Genomic DNA, 15,403 nt, shown 5'->3' on the forward strand with positions numbered 1-15,403 from the left:
GTGTTTTAAAAGACACAATACCCAGGGGCTGTTCCTCACAAGAACATACAGGGAAAAATTTTTCCGGAGAAGCAATAAGCGCTCTCGTACGTTCCTTTCAAAACCAAATAAAAAAGCACACCTCTAATCTTCGCCATATTTCTTGAGCTTTTTGTGCAAGGTTGCACGGGTGATGCCGAGCACGCGGGCGGCCTCACTCTTGTTGCCGCCGCAGGAATCGAGGGTGGCCAGGATGACCTCGCGCTCCACATCGTCCAGTGGCCGTCCGGCCAGCCCGCCCACGTCCCCCGCGCCGGCCGCCGCATCCACCCTGGTCCCGATGGGATCGCAAAGGGGCAACTCACGCTCGGAAACATATTCGCCGACGGACAAGATCACCGCGCGCTCCACGGCGTTTTCCAGTTCACGCACGTTGCCGGGCCAGGGGCAGCGGATGAGGTGGTCCATGGCCGAAGGGGTGAACCCCTTGATGCGCTTGCGGTTTTTCTCGGCGAACCGGGCCAGGAAGAACTGGGCCAGCAGCGGAATGTCCTCGGCGCGCTTCCGCAGCGGCGGCACGGTCACGATCACGACATTGAGCCGGTAATAAAGGTCCTCGCGAAACCGCCCTTCCTCCACTTCCTTTTTGAGGTCGCGGTTGGTGGCGGCCAGAATGCGCACATCCACGCCCACCGGCTTGTCCCCGCCCACGCGCTGGATTTCGCGCTCCTGAATGACGCGCAACAGCTTGGCCTGGATGGGCTGGGCGATCTCACCGATCTCGTCGAGGAAGATGGAGCCCTTGTTGGCGGCCAGAAACCGCCCTTCCCGGCGGCGCTCGGCCCCGGTGAAGGCCCCTTTTTCATGGCCGAAAAGTTCCGATTCGAGAAGGGATTCGCTTAACGCCGCGCAGTTGACGGCCACGAGCGGCCCGGAGGACCTGGGGCTGCCGGCGTGGATGGCCTTGGCCACAAGCTCCTTGCCCGTGCCGGATTCCCCGGTAATGAGCACCGTGGCCTCGGTGGGGGCGACCATGCCGATCATGTTGAAAAGATCACGCATCGCCTTGGATTTGCCGATGATTTCCGGCCCGCCGGCCACGGGGCCGAGCTGTTCGCGAAGCGAGGCGTTTTCCGCCGCCAGACGCATATGGTCCAGCGCCCGCTCCAAGGTCAGGCGCAACACGTCGAGGTCGAGGGGCTTGGTCAGGTAGTCGTAAGCTCCGGTCTTGAGCGCCGCGATAGCCGTTTCCACCGACGAATAGGCCGTCATGATGATGACCGGCACCGAAGGGTTGTACTCCTTGATGCGCGTGAGCGCCTCCATGCCGCCCATGCCGGCCATGCGCACGTCGAGCAGCACGGCGTCGTAGGCCTTCTCCCGGACCATGGCCACGGCCTGCTCACCGTCGGAAGCCCCTTGCGGGGCATAGCCCCAGCCGGAAAGCACCGTCCGCAACATGGACAAATGCCCGGCGTCGTCGTCAACCACAAGTATTTGCGCCTGGTTCATGATTCCCCGCTTTCGCGCCGCCGGTTGTCGGACGGCAGGTACACCGTGGCCACGGTGCCGCCGTCCGGCCGGGCGGCCAGGACGATCTCGCCGCCGTGGGCCGCCACGATCTTGTGGGCAATGGGCAGCCCCAGTCCGGTCCCATGCGGTTTGGTGGTATAATACGGATCGAAAATCCGGTCGCGCTCCGTGTCGTCGATGCCGCCGCCGGTATCGGCCACGGACAAGAACGCCCGCCCGTCCGGGGCGGTGCCCGCGGCCAGGGTCATGACGCCGCCGGGCTGCATGGCCTGTATGGCGTTTAGGCACAAATTGAGCAACGCCTGGGTAAGACGGTCCGGATCAGCGGTGACTTCCGGCCCGTCGGCCGCGCCGGAGATGTCCACGGACACGCCCCGGGCCGTGGCGTCGGGCAGGGTCAGCCGGGCGGCGTGGGAGGCCAGATCGGCCAGACGCACCGGCCGGCGCTTGATGTCCGAGGGCCGGGCGAATTCGATCAGCTCGGAGATGACGCGGTTTAAACGGTCCACCTCGCGAACCATGACCTCGGCCGCCTGCCGGTCCTCACTGCCCGGGGCGAACTTGGCCCCGAAATAGGCGGCGTAGCCCCGGATGGAGCTCAGGGGATTCCGTATTTCGTGGGCTACCCCGGCAGCCAGGTTGCCGACGGCGGCCAGCTTCTCGCGCCGCCGTATCTCGGCTTCCAGCCGACGCATCTCACGCAGGTCCCGCAGCACAACCAGCGATCCCACGGGCGTTCCTTCCTCGGTGCGCACGGCCGAGACCGCCACGCCAAGGGCAATGGGCGCGCCACCGCTTATGGCCACGTCCATCTGGCGCTCGCCGCCCTCCGCGCCATCGAGGAGGTCCGGCGGCAACACCTCGCCGGCCGGCCGACCGACAAGGCCCCCGGAGACCACGCCGGCCAGGTTTTCAGCCGCGCCGTTGGCCATGGCCACCCGGCCGTCCGGGGCCACGAGCAGCAGTCCCGCCGGCATGGCGGCCACCACTTCCGAGGCCAGGGCCGTGGTCTGTCGCAAGGCCCGGCGCTGGGCGCGGTAGCTTTGAGCCCAGAAAAGGGCCAACACGCCGCCAAGCCCGAGGACCAGCAGCACGCCGGCCGTGGTCAGGGTGTTTTGGAGATCGACCCGGCGGGCGGCCTCGATGGGGGCGACGTCGAGGCCGACGAAAATGACCAGGGGCATGCCGCGCAAGTCGCGCCGTGCCCCGGGCACGTCGCAGTCGTCCGTGCAGAAAAAACCGGGATCGTGCATGGAGGAATGATTGCCATGGAAGCCGTGGAGTCCTCTCCCCCCCCGCGACGAGGGAATAAAACGCCGGTAGACCAGAAAGGACTCGCGGCCGTCGTCTTCCTTGGCCAGACGCCATTTCTCCGTGGCTTCCGGGGCCAGATCCCGCATGGCCTCGGGGCTGAAGAGCTGGTCGCCGATGCGCTTGGCGTCGTTGTGGGCCAGGATGCGACCGCCCGTGTCCGTGACGGCGATATAGAAGATGCCGGGCTGGTTGGCCGTTTCCTCGAGCAGGTGCTGCAACCGGATATTGGCTCCGAAGCCGCCGCGCATGCCCGTGCGGGTGCCGGCTTCGAAGGCCTTTATCAGAGCCGCGCCTTTTTCCAGCAAGAGTTGGGTGACGTATTGCTTTTCGCGGCCCAGGTCGATGACGGCCATGGTGATGACGACGGCCGCCAGGATCACGGCCGCACCGATGACCAGCAAGGGCGACGAAGCCCCGCGAAAAGGATTTCGCCGGAGAAACGCCAGCGCATTCCTTGCGCGCGTCAGAAGCCTGTTCTGCATAAAATCCATACAACCTGGTTAAATTCTATACGGCACAATCCCACCACTGTCCAGAACAGAAGCGGGTTCGGCCATCCTCCGGAGAGAAACCCGCCAGCCGGGCAAACCATTGCATGGAGTGTTCCAGGCAACGCAACCCTTTTCGCCTGCCCGGCGGCCGTCGGAATCGTCAGCAAACAAATCGGATAAATTTGACAAGCCGTCACTCGCCGCCGTAGGGAATTCGGGAAACCATCAGCATGCCTTTTCTCTTCAACCATCTGGCAACGGGGTGTATTTCATGCGGAATCTGAAACTCGGGGTCAAACTCATCGGTGGTTTCCTTCTCAGCGCCGCCATCACGCTCGTTGTCGGGTTGGTGGGGCTGGCAGGGTTGTCGACCGTTTCCAACCAGTTAAGCATCGTCACCGACGTCGACATGCCGACCGTGCGTGATCTGCAACTCATAAAGATCGCAGGCGAATCCATTCGTGTGGCCCAGCGGACCCTGCTCGTGCCCGGCGTGCCCGAAAAGGACCGCAAACGCCAGTACGACAACATCGCCCGTGTCCGCGACAGCTACCACGAAGCCTGGAACGAATACGAAAAGCTGCCCAAAACGGAAAAGGCGAGGCGCCTCTGGCAGGAATTCGTGCCCGCTTGGCAGGAATGGGTCAAAATCAACAACGAGACGTTCGACGCGGCCCGGGAATGGGACAAGTCCGACCTTGGCGACCCCAACGTGTTAAGCGGCAAGATCGCCAAATTCCGCGGCGACCATTACAAGCTTTTGAGCGATGCCTGGGCCTTGGCCCTTTCCGGCGCGCCCCTGACCGGTGGGGATGACGCCACGGCCTGCGCCTTCGGCCAGTGGCTCGACAGCGAGGGCCGCGACATCAAGAACCCCGTCTTCCGCAAGAACCTGGCCGCAATCCAGCCCGTCCACGAGGCGCTGCACAGGGCCGTGGCCAAACTCAAGGCGCTGGCTGCCCGCAACGCCCCGCGCGAGGAACAGATCGCCCTCGTGCAGCACGACGTCATACCCGCCGTAGAAAAGACCATGAGCCACTTTGCCGCCATGGGCGAGGAAGTGGCCCGTATCGAGGCGACTTACGCCAACATGCGCCAGCAGGCCATGGTCACCACGCGGGACAAACAAATCCGGTGCTTCAAACTGCTCGACGAGCTCATGGCCGACTCCCTGGCCTCCGCCCAGAAGGGCAAGAAGGACGGCGAGGAAGCCGCCTCCCGGGCAATGGTCATGCTGGTCTCGGGCATCGGCATCGGCGTGCTGTTGGCCGTGGTGCTCGGGCTCATCATTTCCCGCATGATTACCAAACCCGTCCTCCTCGGGGTCCGGGCGGCCGAGGGACTGGCCGCCGGCGACCTCAACCAGCGCATCGATCTCGACCAGAAAGACGAAATCGGCGCACTGGCGGCGGCGCTGCGCCACATGATCGCCAAGCTGCGCGAGGTGGTGGGACAGGTCCAGGGCGGGGCGGAAAACGTGGCCTCGGGCTCGGAGGAGCTTTCGGCCACGACCCAGAGCCTGTCGCAAGGCGCGACGGAACAGGCGGCCAGCGTCGAGGAGATCTCGTCGTCCATGGAACAGATGGCCGCCAATATCCGCCAGAACGCCGACAACGCCAAGCAGACCGAACAGATGGCGCTCAAGACGGCCAGGGATACTGAAAGCGGCGGCCAGGCCGTGGCCCAGACCGTTTCGGCCATGAAGCAGATCGCCGAAAAAATCGGCATCATCGAGGAAATCGCCCGCCAGACCAACCTGCTGGCCCTCAATGCCGCCATCGAAGCGGCTCGGGCCGGCGAACACGGCAAGGGCTTCGCTGTGGTGGCGGCCGAGGTGCGCAAGCTGGCCGAGCGCAGCGGCAACGCCGCCGGCGAGATCAGCGAGCTGTCCTCCTCGAGCGTCAAAATCGCCGAAAACGCCGGAGAGTTGCTGGCCCGCATCGTGCCCGACATCAAGCGCACGACCGAACTCATCCAGGAAATCGCGGCCTCGAGCGTGGAACAAAACGCCGGCGCCGAACAGGTCAACCGGGCCATCCAGCAGCTCGACCAGGTGGTGCAGCAAAACGCATCGGCCTCCGAGGAAATGGCCTCCACCGCGGAAGAGCTCTCGGGGCAGGCCCTCCAGCTCCAGGAAACCGTCTCCTATTTCCGCCTGGACACGGTGCACAGAGCTCGCCGCGTCGCGCCCAAGGCCATTGCCGCCAAACCGGCACCCGCGGTCAAACCGACGGCCAAGCCCCAGGCCAAGGGCACAAGCGGCGTGTCCCTCGACCTTTCGAGCGACACGTCGGACGACGAGTTCGAACGGTTTTAAGAGAAGGACAGCGATGCGAGAGGGGAAACCCTTTGAAAAGGGTTCTCCCCTCTCGCGCTCTCCCCTTCCTAAATCCTATAATTTTTAATTCGTTAGATCATTTCCGGGCCGCGAACCGGCCAGACCAGAAAATCCCGGCCGTTTTTGAAGCCCACGCCCACGGCTCCCTTATGGAGGTAGAGGGCGTGGGCCCAATTTTTTTCAAAGGCGCTGGTGGTCGAAGACCAGTAGGCTTCGCCCACGTGCGTGAAGGGGTGTCCGGCGGGCAGGGCCGGAAAGGCGCACTCGGCGTCGACCAGGGATTCCAGCTCGTTGATGTCGGGCAACCGCCAGCCCTCGCCAAAGGCGGCGGCAACGGCCAGCGCCTCCTCCCAGGCAACGGTTCCCCCGGCCGCATCGGCCGCGCGGGCCCAGAGGAGGCCGGTCAGCCGGTCGCGCACAGCCTCGCCGCGCACCTCGAAACGCGGACTCGGCCAAGGCGTTCCCTGGCGCAGCTCCCCGTCCTGCCCGGTGCCGGCGCAGGCGATGCCCTCCCCTGCTTTATCGAAGCACCGGAGCTGTCCGGTGCGCGGCAAGAGCATGTCCCCGGCCACGGGCCAGCACAGGCAGTCCTGGTCCTTGCGGCCGTAAAACATCCGCCCGCCCTCCATATGGACGTACCAGGCATAGCCCGGCGCGGGCGCGGCGGTTGTCGCGGTCCAGTACCAGCCGAGAAAGACGTTTCGAAAGGGATGGCCGGGCGGCAAGGCCGGACGCGCGGCTCCGTAGGAAACGAGGCTTCGCAGCTCGCGGCGGTTGGGCAGCCGCCAGTCGGATCGGCCGAAGCGCCCCTGGCTGGCCCAGGCGGCGACGAAAGCGAGGGCCTCGCCCCAGGGCATGGGGAAGCCGGCCAGCCCGGCGTCACGTGGCCAGACAAGGCCGGTCAGTGCGTCGGCGACCAGTTCGGGTCCGTCCGCGACAAACCGGTCCCCGTCAATCCGCCCGCGTCGGACATGCGCCGCGTCCTGGCCGCTGCCGGGGCAGGGAATTTCCCGACCGTCCGCATCGTGGCAGGTCGTCTGCCCGGTCGGCAGCACCGCCGTTGGAGAAAATTGAAGCGCCATCCGGCCAGTCTACCCGCCATCGGGCCGCGTGGCCAGACCAAGGTACAAGGCATGCGGCGCGCATCGCCCCAGTCCCCGTACCAACGCCTTCATCACCCTCAGGCTTGGCCCGGTTCCTCGATAATGGCCGCGGCGATGGCCGTGGCGTCGCGCACGAAGGACATGCAGAGCGTTTTGAAGCGGCCCTCCCGGCGGGCGCGTTCAAGGCCTTCCGGGGTGGAGGGGTCCAGGCCGATGAGTTCACGGCAGACAAGCGAACCGTGGAGCTTGCGAAAGCAGGTGTAAAAGTCCTCGATGCGGTCATAGGTCGCGGCCTTGGCCGCAGCGTTATCCGGACCGCCGCCCCCGCCGAAAAGCCCGATCGCCAGCATGGCCCCGGATACGGCCCCGCAGGTCGCCCCCCGGTACATGCCCACGCCAAATCCCGTGGCCAGCCGCGCGGCCGTGTCCGTATCCAGTCCATACGGCGCGCAAAGGGCCATGAGCACGGACTGGGAACAGTTGTAGCCGCTCGAAAAATGCGTCACCGCCACCTGTGTCGCGTCAGACATGGTCTCCCTCCGGGTTCGTGGCCGGGATTGGCCGTCTGCGTACTTCGCAAACGGCATATCGGGCCGCAACGCCCGAGGCAAGCGACGAAACGGAACGGCTCATGGCCTCTTTACGAGGGAAAATGCGAGGGCGGCGCTGCGGCCGCAAACGGCTTACAGCAAGGTGACGGTGATGTGGTCGGCTTCGTTGTTGCGCAGGGTCAACGTAAAATCGCGCAATCGCAAGGCCACGGGGTCCCGAAGCGGCGCGCGGCCGATGACCGCCACCTCGGTGCCTGGAACCAAACCCATGTCCCGCAGCCGCCGGCCAAGCTCACCTCCGGCATCCACGCGGACAATGCGGGCCTTCTCGCCGACCTGCAGCCGGCGAAGGCCGATGATCGGCGTTGTCCCATCCGTGTCCATGCGCGCTCCCCCCAAAAAACAGCGCCCGGAGAAGGTTCCCCGGGTCGCCGGTCAAGACTGTATGATCGTCTACCCGGCAAGACCAGCCGGGCTTTCCGCAACTTTCGGAGGAAGGAACGAAAACTAGGCCGCCTGAACACAGTCCTCGGCCAGCCGGCCCATGACCTTCTCGGCCAGGCCGCGTCCGATGGAAAGGCACGTGCCCCTGGCCCGCAGACACACCGGCCCGCCACAGCAAGCAGTGATCTCGATCACCGTGCCGGGTGTTATGCCCATGGCGAAAAGCCGCCCCCTGGCCTTGGGGCAATCGCAAATGGATTCGACGCGCACGTGGCTGCCGGGGGGAAAATGGGCGAGGCAATGAAGGGGGGCCATATGGTGCTCCTTTCCTGGAGCCTCATCTAGCCATGTTGAGAATGATTGTCAAGCTCCCTTTCGATTAAACACGCACGCCCTATCCCCTGCCCGTCCGCTTGAGCGCATAGGTAAGTCCCAGGGAAACCAGGGCCAGAAGGGCCGACAAAAGCCCGGCCCGGAAAAAATCGCCCGTAAAAACGGCGTTGTAGATTTCCAGGGAGACGGTGTTGGTGCGCCCGACGATATCGCCGCCCAGAAGCAGGCTGACGCCGACCTCGCCAAGCGCCCGGCCCGTGGCCAGAAAAAGCCCGGCCGCCACACTCTTGCGGCAATGGGGCAGCACCACCCGCACAAAGGTTGTCAGCGGCCCCTTGCCGAGCACGGACGAAAGTTCGACCAGGCGGAGCAGATCGCCCCGCACGGCGGCCTGCACCGGCCGCACCATCAGCGGTATGCCGGAGGTGATGGCGGCCAGGGCCAGGCCGGGAAAGCTGAAGATGATCTCGACGCCGAAAAAATGCTGGAGCGGCGCGCCGATGAGCCCCTTGCGGCCAAGGAGCAGCAACATGAAAAAGCCCACCGCCATGGGCGGCAGCACAAGCGGCAGAGATACCAGGAAATCGAGTATCGCAATAACCCGGCTGTGCCCCCGGCCGAGCAGGTAGCCCAGGGGCACGCCGAGCACGAAGAACACCGGAATCGCCACGGCCATCACCCAAAGCGTCAGCCTTATGGGGAAAAGGACGCCCGGGTCGGACAGGGCCGCTACAATCGCTTCCGGAGTCAATCCCTACATCCCATGCTTTTTGGCGATGGCCTTGGCCGCATCCGTGGCCAGAAAGGCGGAAAAGGACTTGGCGCCGGCGACATTGGGCGAGCCGGCCAGGGATTCGGCCACGATGACGATGGGCGCGTACAGCGACGGATCGACTTCCAGATAGCCTCCGACCTTGTCGCCGACGTTCATGATATCGGTGCGGTTGACGAAGCCGGCGTCCACTTCGCCGCTGACTATATACGTGGTAACCTGGGGCACGGTGGCCACGACCAGGAGCTTATCCTTGACGGTCTTGTCCAGGCCGGTCTTGGCCAGAAACTGGGTGGCGGCCCGGCCGTAGATGGCCTTTTTGGCATCGGGCATGGCCACGCGCTTGACATCGGGCCTGGCGATCTCCTTGGCGTCGGTGAAGGTTTTGCCCTTGGGCCAGGCCAGACACAGGATGCCGTGGCCGATCTCGGCGACGCCCGAGAACTTCAGGCCGGATTTTTCCAGGAACCCCTTCTCGCCGATGATCACGTCGATGACGCCGCCGGCCTTGGCCTGGGTCGTGACCTGGCCCATATTGCCGAAAATGAGTTCCGGCTTGGTCCCGGAGGTCTTTTCATAGGCGGCGGCCAAATCCGTGACGAGCTTTTTGTAGCCCGCGCCGGCGGCGATGGTCAAAGGTCCGGCCAGAGCCTGACCGGCCATGAGAAGCACCAGGACGCAAGTCCAAAGAATTCGCAGCATCACATTCCCTCCTCGCAGCAGTGTTGGGGGTTTGGCGGGGGGGCGGCCATCACGGGCGAAGCCGCGCCGAAACGCGCGAAAAGCGCCTCGCGTTCCTGCCGGTACTGGCACAACTGGGTCGTGAACCAGTCCGGATCGATAGTCCCCCGGTTGATGGTCACGACCTGATCGCCGAGGATTGCCGCCTCGGCCAGGTCGTGGGTCACGTGTACAATGGGGATGGCGAACCGTTGCCGCACGTCCAGAAGCTCATGGCGCAACGTCACGCGGGTGGCGGCGTCCAGAGCGGAAAAGGGTTCGTCGAGCAGCAGCGCCTTGGGCCGCCGGGCCAACGCCTGGCACAGCGCCCCCCGCTGGCGCTCGCCGCCGGACATGGTCCCGGGATGGGCGTCCTTCAAGTGGGCGATGCCGAACAGCTCGAGCAGCTCGTCGGCAAAGGCCGTGTCCTTGGTGGCGTAGGCCACGTTCTCGGCCAGGCTCATGTGGGGGAAAAGCGAGTATTCCTGGAAAACAAGCCCGATCCCGCGCCGCCTGGGCTTGACGCGGATGCCCTTGGCCGTGTCGCGCCAGATCTCGCCGTCGAGGCCCACCCGGCCCTTGTCCGGGTCGTCCAGGCCGGCGAGAAGCCGCAGGATAGTGGTCTTGCCCGACCCCGATGGCCCGGTCAGCACCAGTATGCCGCCGGGTGGACAGGAGAGCTCCACATCCAGGGTGAAATGGGGGAGCTTTTTCGTCAGGCGCGCAAGGAGCGTCATTACGCCTTGGCCTCACCGTTTTTCTTGTCCACGATGGTGGCCAGCACCCGGGCCAGTTCCACGGGCACCGTCATCTGGGGACAATGGCCGCTTTCGATGGCGTGCATGACAAAACCCAGGGATTTTGCCCGCTCGGCCATGGCCACCAGCATGGGGTTGGGATTTTGGGCGCAGCGCAGGTAGTGGCGCTTTTCCGGAAAGACCAGTTCGTCGACCGCCGCGTCGGTGAAGGCGGCCAAAGGAAACGGGACCACACGGGCCATGAACCAGTCCGCATCGGGCGAGCCGGCCACGCCGAACATACCCGCTTCCCACGGCGCGACCAGCCAGCCGTCGGTAAGCCTTGATTCGAGCATGGCCCGGAAGGGAGCGCCGCCGAGATCGGCAAAGGACTTGCCGGGCTGGGGAATGATGCCTTCCACATAGATGGCGCCGGCCAACCGTTCCATCAGTTCGGCCATGGCCCCGGCGCAGACAAATCCGGAATAGCTGTGGGCGACGAGAAACGTGTCCGAGAGGTCTTCCAGCTCGAAAAACTGGGTCAGATCGCGTACATACGCCCCAAGTCCCAGTCTCTTGTCCATGGTGTGGCGATGAAAGCCGCACCCGGACAACGTGGGCGCATACACCCGGTGCCCCATGGAAAAAAGCGCTTCGGCGGTCCGCTTCCAGACCCAGCCGCCCTGAAACGCGCCATGCACGCAAACGAATGTGGCCATGCTCCCTCCTTTGCCGGCAACCGGCCGCCTGGCCTGTCGCCGGGCGGCATGCGGCACATGCTACAGTTAATGAACAGTAAAATCCAGCATCACCCGTATTTCTATCCGCGTGACACTACTACTCGCAGAATTGAGTATCACGATTTAATTAATTACCGTGACTCTACATAGCAAGACCTTCGCTTTGAAAGTTTTCATGCACGGTCACTGCATAAATGTCACGCCACAAAAACTATTCGTGATAGAAGCGCTGTATTCTTTACAACATAAGAAATGTCGGCTAACCCATCAAAGCATGAGTACGGTCGAAGAAAACATCCTGGAAAGAGTCTCCGGTCTCGACGTCCTGGCCTTGGAACGCCTGCGGGACCACGCCGAAGCCTTGCTGGCCCGGAAATCCGATCGGCCGACGCACAGACGGCAGCATGGCGCACTGGGTCCCTGCCAGGCGGCGCTGTTTACGGTCCCAAACGACATCCGGCATCTGGAAACGGATCAGATCGAGCGTTTGACGGCCGCCTTCGACGAATGGCGCGACGCCGCCCGCACCGCCCCCATCCGCCGGGCCCGCGACCGCATGCGGCTGGTCTACCTGATGTTGCGCCACAGCGGCGGCAAGCTTGGGGAAGTGCTGGCGCTCAATGAGCGCACGGACATCGACCTGGCCCAGTCGACCGTGAGCTTCGGCGGGTCCGACCCCAACGAAGCCCCGCGCAAGGTGGTGGTGCCCAAGTCGCTGCTCGAGGAAGTGGTCCGATTCGCCGCAAGCCCCGCCAACAGGGGGATACGCGGCGAACTGTTCCGCCTCGACCCCGGGTTCGTACGCCGCAAGCTCTACGAGCAGGCGCGCCGGGCCGGCCTGCCCCCGGGCCGCGTCAGCCCCACGTCGTTGCGCCATTCCCGGGCGGTGGAGCTCCTTCGCGGCGGCGTTCCCCTGCCCGTTGTCCAGGTTATGCTCGGCCATTCCAGCCTAGTGCTCACGTCCATTTACTGTTCGTTTTCCGACCAGGACTGCCAGCGCATCGTCAACCATTGCGTCGCCAAGGAGAGCCGTGTGAAAACAAGCGCCCGCAACACATTTTTCGGTTCCGTCACCAGCGTGCGCAAGAGCCCGCTTTTAACCGAGGTTTCCCTGACCGCCCAAAATGGTTTCGAGATCGTCTCGGTCATCACCAACGAAAGCTTCGAGCGCCTGGGCCTGACCGAAGGCGGCCAGGTCACGGCCCTGGTCAAGGCCCCGTGGGTGCTTTTGGCCAAGGACGAGAAGATGGCCCGCACCAGCGCCCGCAACTGCTTCCCCGGCCGGGTGGTGAGCATCCGGGGCGACGGCGTGGCGGTGGAGATTATGGGACTCCTGGACGGCGGCACGCCCATGTGCGCGCTTATCACCGCCGAATCCGTGGAAACCCTCGACATCAAGGAAGGCGACCAGATCTGGTTTTTCTTCAAGGCCTTCAGCGTGATCCTCAATATCGATTGACCGCGGCGCATCCGATCAGGCAAACGGACCCGCCTCCTCAAAAGAACGGCCCGGCGAAGCTCGCTTCGTCGGGCCGTTCGCTTTGACGCGTCGTATGCGCGCGATCAGTCGACATCCGGGCAGGCCTTGAGCGCCTCGGTGATGTTGGACTCCGGATAGGCGTAATCGGTCAGCTTGCCTTGCAGAAAGGCGTCGTAGGAAGCCAGGTCGAGCAAGCCGTGGCCGGAATAGAGGAAGACCACGTTCTCGTCGGGTCCCGCCTGCTTGGCCGTCTCGATGGCGGCCTTGATGGCGTGGGAGGTTTCCGGGGCCGGCAAAAAACCTTCGGTGCGCAAAAAGAGCTGGGCCGCCTCGAAGCATTCTGTCTGGAAATAGGCCGTGGATTCCACGATGCCCTCGTTGGCCAGGTTGCACACGATGGGCGCGCCGCCGTGGTAGCGCAGTCCCCCGGCATGGATGGGCGCCGGCATGAAGGCATGGCCCAGGGTGTGCATCTTCAAAAGCGGCGTGAGCTTGGCCACGTCGCCGTAGTCGTAGCGGAACTGCCCCCGGGTAAGCGTCGGGCAGGCCTTGGGCTCCACGGCGATAAAACGGATCTTCTCGCCCGCGAGCTTGCGGGGCAGAAACGGCAGCACCAGCCCGGCGAAGTTGCTGCCGCCGCCCACGCACCCGACCAGATAGTCGGGCTTGGCCCCGATCATGGCCAGCTGTTTTTCCACCTCCAGGCCGATGATGGTCTGGTGGTGCAGCACGTGGTTGAGCACGCTGCCAAGCGCATAACGGGTGTCGTCGTGGGTGACGGCGTCCTCCACGGCCTCGGAAATGGCAAGCCCCAGCGATCCCGTGCAGTCGGGGTCCTGGGCCAGCATCGCCCGGCCGGTCTTGGTGTTTTCCGAGGGCGAGGGGAAAATCTCGCCGCCGTAGGCGTTGATGAGAATGCGGCGATACGGCTTCTGGGTATAACTCACCTTGACCATGTACACCGTGCAGTCGAGGCCGAGCTGGGAACAGGCGAAAGACAGCGCCGTGCCCCACTGCCCGGCCCCGGTCTCGGTGCTGATGCGGCGCACGCCCTCCATCTTGTTGTAGTAGGCCTGGGGAATGGCGGTGTTGGGCTTGTGGGAACCGGCCGGAGAGACGGACTCGTTCTTATAGAAGATCTTGCATTTGACCCCGAGGGCCTTTTCCAGGCGCTCGGCCCGCACCAGCGGCGTCGGGCGGTAGAGGCGGTAGATATCCAGCACGGGCTCGGGAATGGGGAGCCAACGTTGTGAAGACAGTTCCTGCTCGATGACGGCCTTGGGGAAAATGAGCTCCAGCTGGGCGGGGTCCACGGGCTGCTTGGTCTGGGGATCGAGCGGCGGCGCCAGGGGAGTCGGCAGGTCAGGCAGGGCATTGTACCACTGCCGGGGCATCTCGCTTTCGGGAAGGGTGATTTTCAGCTCCATGCATCTCTCCGGATATGTTTTTTGTCGTGCAGGCCGTAACGGCCCCGCCTTGCCGTCCTGTCCGCGCTGCTGCCGGACACGTCGCAAAGCCAGTCAGCTAAAACCGGCCGCTCCATGGTGTCAATACGCGCGAGGCACTCGGCAACAGCGCTTTCCGTCCGTAAGCGGATCGGTTAGAAAAAACCGGCCCATACGCCAAAGGACACGGACATGAAACGATTCGCCTGCGCCCTTGCCCTTGTTTTCGCCTGCGCCCTGCCCGCCCGGGCCGGGGAAATCATTGTTTTCGCCGCCGCCAGCCTGACCAACGCCGTGGGGGAAATGGCCCCGCTTTTCGCCAAGCTGCATCCGGGCCTGACCGTGCGCGGGGAATACGCCGCCTCGGGCGCGCTGCTTGGACGCATGGACAACGGCGAGGCCTGCGACGTTTTTTTGAGCGCCGACACCCAGACCATGGACGCGGCCGCGGACAGGCGACGTATTGTCGCCACGACGCGCACGACCTTTGCCGGCAACGCCCTGGTCCTGGCCGTGCCGGCCGGCAACCCGGCCCATGTGACGGGCCTGGAATCGCTTTTTCGCGGCGGCGTGCAGCGCATCGGCGTGGGCAACCCCGAATCCGTGCCGGCCGGACGCTATGCCAAACGGGCCCTGCAAAAACGGGCCATGTGGTTCGCCCTGACCAGCAAGCTCGTCTACTATCCATCCGTGCGCCACGTCCTGGCCGCCGTCAAAGCAAGCGACTGCGACGCCGGCTTCGTCTACGCTACCGACGCGGCCATCGCCGGCAAGGCCGTGGCCATCGCCGCCACCGTGCCGCTCGCGCCTCCGGTCACCTATGCGGCGGCCGTCGCGGCCAAGGCCCCCAATCCCCAAGGGGCGGCCACGTTCCTCGCCTTCCTGGCCACGCCCGAAGCAAAGGCCATCCTCAGCCGCTTCGGCTTCACCGTTCCATGAAAAGGGGAGAAATGCGCCGGGGGGAAACCTTTTTAAAGGGTTTCCCCTCTCGCACTTCCTCTCCTAAAAGCATTTATAGTTCCGGTGCGGCGGGGGGCACGAGGCAGATGAAGATAAGCGGTTCGTCGCCGGTATTTTGCATCTGGTGGGTGGCGTTTGGCGGGATGAAGGCCACGGACCCGGGTCCGATGTTTTTGCGCACACCGTCGCATTCCACCCAGCCCCGGCCGGAATGGACGAATTGCTGATGTTCCCAGGGATGGCTGTGGGCCGGAATGACGCCCCCCTTGGCCACCTCGATGACGCGCATGCAGAAATTGTCCGCGCCGTCGGCCTTGCCGATGACCACCCGGCCGGTCACGCCATGCATGGTGGCGGCGGTCAGTTCCCGGGCCGGGACCTCGTCGAATGTGATGCACTTCATGATCGTTACTCCCTTCCATCACGGCTTGCCCGGCCGGGCCGCGCATGGGGCGTGTCCCGA

The 15,403-nt window shown here is 64.5% G+C and carries 15 protein-coding genes; 3 read left to right on the plus strand and 12 right to left on the minus strand.

Translation table 11 applies throughout. The features are described 5' to 3' along the window. Nucleotides 1-123 precede the first annotated feature (123 nt). Together K9F62_17535 and K9F62_17540 are read right to left on the minus strand one after the other, a co-directional pair. The gene (locus K9F62_17535; protein UJX40481.1) at nt 124-1,491 is read right to left on the minus strand and encodes a sigma-54 dependent transcriptional regulator; all 1,368 of its coding nucleotides are present in this window, start codon (nt 1,489-1,491) and stop codon (nt 124-126) included. Continuing rightward, on the minus strand, nt 1,488-3,317 hold the full coding sequence (locus K9F62_17540; protein UJX40482.1) for a PAS domain-containing protein: 1,830 nt from the start codon (nt 3,315-3,317) through the stop codon (nt 1,488-1,490). The genes K9F62_17535 and K9F62_17540 overlap by 4 nt, the downstream gene beginning before the upstream one ends. 271 nt (nt 3,318-3,588) lie before the next feature. Here K9F62_17540 and K9F62_17545 point away from each other — a divergent pair, with 271 nt between their 5' ends. Further along, the gene (locus K9F62_17545; protein UJX40483.1) at nt 3,589-5,634 is read left to right on the plus strand and encodes an MCP four helix bundle domain-containing protein; all 2,046 of its coding nucleotides are present in this window, start codon (nt 3,589-3,591) and stop codon (nt 5,632-5,634) included. Nucleotides 5,635-5,726: 92 nt separating this feature from the next. Here K9F62_17545 and K9F62_17550 read toward each other — a convergent pair whose 3' ends face one another. The 8 genes from K9F62_17550 to K9F62_17585 all read right to left on the minus strand — a co-directional run bounded on the left by K9F62_17550 (nt 5,727) and on the right by K9F62_17585 (nt 11,034). Then, on the minus strand, nt 5,727-6,737 hold the full coding sequence (locus K9F62_17550) for a DUF1566 domain-containing protein (GenBank protein UJX40484.1): 1,011 nt from the start codon (nt 6,735-6,737) through the stop codon (nt 5,727-5,729). Nucleotides 6,738-6,835: 98 nt separating this feature from the next. Continuing rightward, nucleotides 6,836-7,288 (minus strand): C-GCAxxG-C-C family protein, encoded by a 453-nt coding sequence (locus tag K9F62_17555; protein ID UJX40485.1) that lies wholly within the window; start codon nt 7,286-7,288, stop codon nt 6,836-6,838. A 153-nt stretch (nt 7,289-7,441) separates the two neighbouring features. Then, on the minus strand, nt 7,442-7,693 hold the full coding sequence (locus K9F62_17560) for a ferrous iron transport protein A (GenBank protein ID UJX40486.1): 252 nt from the start codon (nt 7,691-7,693) through the stop codon (nt 7,442-7,444). Between the two features lie 123 nt (nt 7,694-7,816). Then, nucleotides 7,817-8,068: a ferrous iron transport protein A gene (locus tag K9F62_17565; protein UJX40487.1), complete on the minus strand. Its 252-nt coding sequence runs from the start codon at nt 8,066-8,068 to the stop codon at nt 7,817-7,819. A 79-nt stretch (nt 8,069-8,147) separates the two neighbouring features. Beyond that, nucleotides 8,148-8,822 carry an ABC transporter permease subunit gene (locus K9F62_17570; GenBank protein UJX43239.1) on the minus strand — a complete coding sequence of 225 codons (675 nt, stop codon included), beginning with the start codon at nt 8,820-8,822 and terminating at the stop codon, nt 8,148-8,150. An 18-nt stretch (nt 8,823-8,840) separates the two neighbouring features. Then, entirely contained in the window at nt 8,841-9,560 is a 720-nt protein-coding gene (gene modA, locus K9F62_17575; protein ID UJX40488.1) for a molybdate ABC transporter substrate-binding protein, read from the minus strand. Further along, nucleotides 9,560-10,315, minus strand: coding sequence for an ATP-binding cassette domain-containing protein (locus K9F62_17580; GenBank protein ID UJX40489.1), 756 nt, complete (start codon nt 10,313-10,315; stop codon nt 9,560-9,562). Before K9F62_17580 ends, modA (K9F62_17575) begins: the two co-directional genes overlap by 1 nt. Beyond that, nucleotides 10,315-11,034 (minus strand): alpha/beta hydrolase, encoded by a 720-nt coding sequence (locus K9F62_17585; protein UJX40490.1) that lies wholly within the window; start codon nt 11,032-11,034, stop codon nt 10,315-10,317. The genes K9F62_17580 and K9F62_17585 overlap by 1 nt, the downstream gene beginning before the upstream one ends. A 295-nt stretch (nt 11,035-11,329) precedes the next feature. Here K9F62_17585 and K9F62_17590 point away from each other — a divergent pair, with 295 nt between their 5' ends. Further along, nucleotides 11,330-12,514, plus strand: a complete 1,185-nt coding sequence (locus K9F62_17590) for a TOBE domain-containing protein (GenBank protein UJX40491.1) — start codon at nt 11,330-11,332, stop codon at nt 12,512-12,514. Nucleotides 12,515-12,618: 104 nt separating this feature from the next. On the opposite strand, the gene K9F62_17595 is transcribed toward K9F62_17590, so the two are convergent. Continuing rightward, nucleotides 12,619-13,962, minus strand: a complete 1,344-nt coding sequence (locus tag K9F62_17595; GenBank protein UJX40492.1) for a TrpB-like pyridoxal phosphate-dependent enzyme — start codon at nt 13,960-13,962, stop codon at nt 12,619-12,621. Nucleotides 13,963-14,172: 210 nt separating this feature from the next. Between K9F62_17595 and modA (K9F62_17600) the strand changes: the two genes are divergently transcribed. Continuing rightward, nucleotides 14,173-14,919, plus strand: coding sequence for a molybdate ABC transporter substrate-binding protein (gene modA / locus K9F62_17600; protein ID UJX40493.1), 747 nt, complete (start codon nt 14,173-14,175; stop codon nt 14,917-14,919). Nucleotides 14,920-14,992: 73 nt separating this feature from the next. Here the strand turns inward: modA (K9F62_17600) and K9F62_17605 are convergent, their stop codons facing one another. Beyond that, nucleotides 14,993-15,343 carry a cupin domain-containing protein gene (locus tag K9F62_17605; GenBank protein ID UJX40494.1) on the minus strand — a complete coding sequence of 117 codons (351 nt, stop codon included), beginning with the start codon at nt 15,341-15,343 and terminating at the stop codon, nt 14,993-14,995. Nucleotides 15,344-15,403: the final 60 nt, after the last annotated feature.

Source organism: Desulfovibrio sp. JY, assembly GCA_021730285.1.
Classification (GTDB): Bacteria; Desulfobacterota; Desulfovibrionia; order Desulfovibrionales; family Desulfovibrionaceae; genus Solidesulfovibrio.

Bases quoted from the DNA above. Each gene is read 5' to 3' on its own strand.
- K9F62_17535 (UJX40481.1), bottom strand. From the start codon at position 1,491: ATGAACCAGGCGCAAATACTTGTGGTTGACGACGACGCCGGGCATTTG.
- K9F62_17540 (UJX40482.1), bottom strand. From the start codon at position 3,317: ATGGATTTTATGCAGAACAGGCTTCTGACGCGCGCAAGGAATGCGCTG.
- K9F62_17545 (UJX40483.1), top strand. From the start codon at position 3,589: ATGCGGAATCTGAAACTCGGGGTCAAACTCATCGGTGGTTTCCTTCTC.
- K9F62_17550 (UJX40484.1), bottom strand. From the start codon at position 6,737: ATGGCGCTTCAATTTTCTCCAACGGCGGTGCTGCCGACCGGGCAGACG.
- K9F62_17555 (UJX40485.1), bottom strand. From the start codon at position 7,288: ATGTCTGACGCGACACAGGTGGCGGTGACGCATTTTTCGAGCGGCTAC.
- K9F62_17560 (UJX40486.1), bottom strand. From the start codon at position 7,693: ATGGACACGGATGGGACAACGCCGATCATCGGCCTTCGCCGGCTGCAG.
- K9F62_17565 (UJX40487.1), bottom strand. From the start codon at position 8,068: ATGGCCCCCCTTCATTGCCTCGCCCATTTTCCCCCCGGCAGCCACGTG.
- modA (UJX40488.1), bottom strand. From the start codon at position 9,560: ATGCTGCGAATTCTTTGGACTTGCGTCCTGGTGCTTCTCATGGCCGGT.
- K9F62_17580 (UJX40489.1), bottom strand. From the start codon at position 10,315: ATGACGCTCCTTGCGCGCCTGACGAAAAAGCTCCCCCATTTCACCCTG.
- K9F62_17585 (UJX40490.1), bottom strand. From the start codon at position 11,034: ATGGCCACATTCGTTTGCGTGCATGGCGCGTTTCAGGGCGGCTGGGTC.
- K9F62_17590 (UJX40491.1), top strand. From the start codon at position 11,330: ATGAGTACGGTCGAAGAAAACATCCTGGAAAGAGTCTCCGGTCTCGAC.
- K9F62_17595 (UJX40492.1), bottom strand. From the start codon at position 13,962: ATGGAGCTGAAAATCACCCTTCCCGAAAGCGAGATGCCCCGGCAGTGG.
- modA (UJX40493.1), top strand. From the start codon at position 14,173: ATGAAACGATTCGCCTGCGCCCTTGCCCTTGTTTTCGCCTGCGCCCTG.
- K9F62_17605 (UJX40494.1), bottom strand. From the start codon at position 15,343: ATGAAGTGCATCACATTCGACGAGGTCCCGGCCCGGGAACTGACCGCC.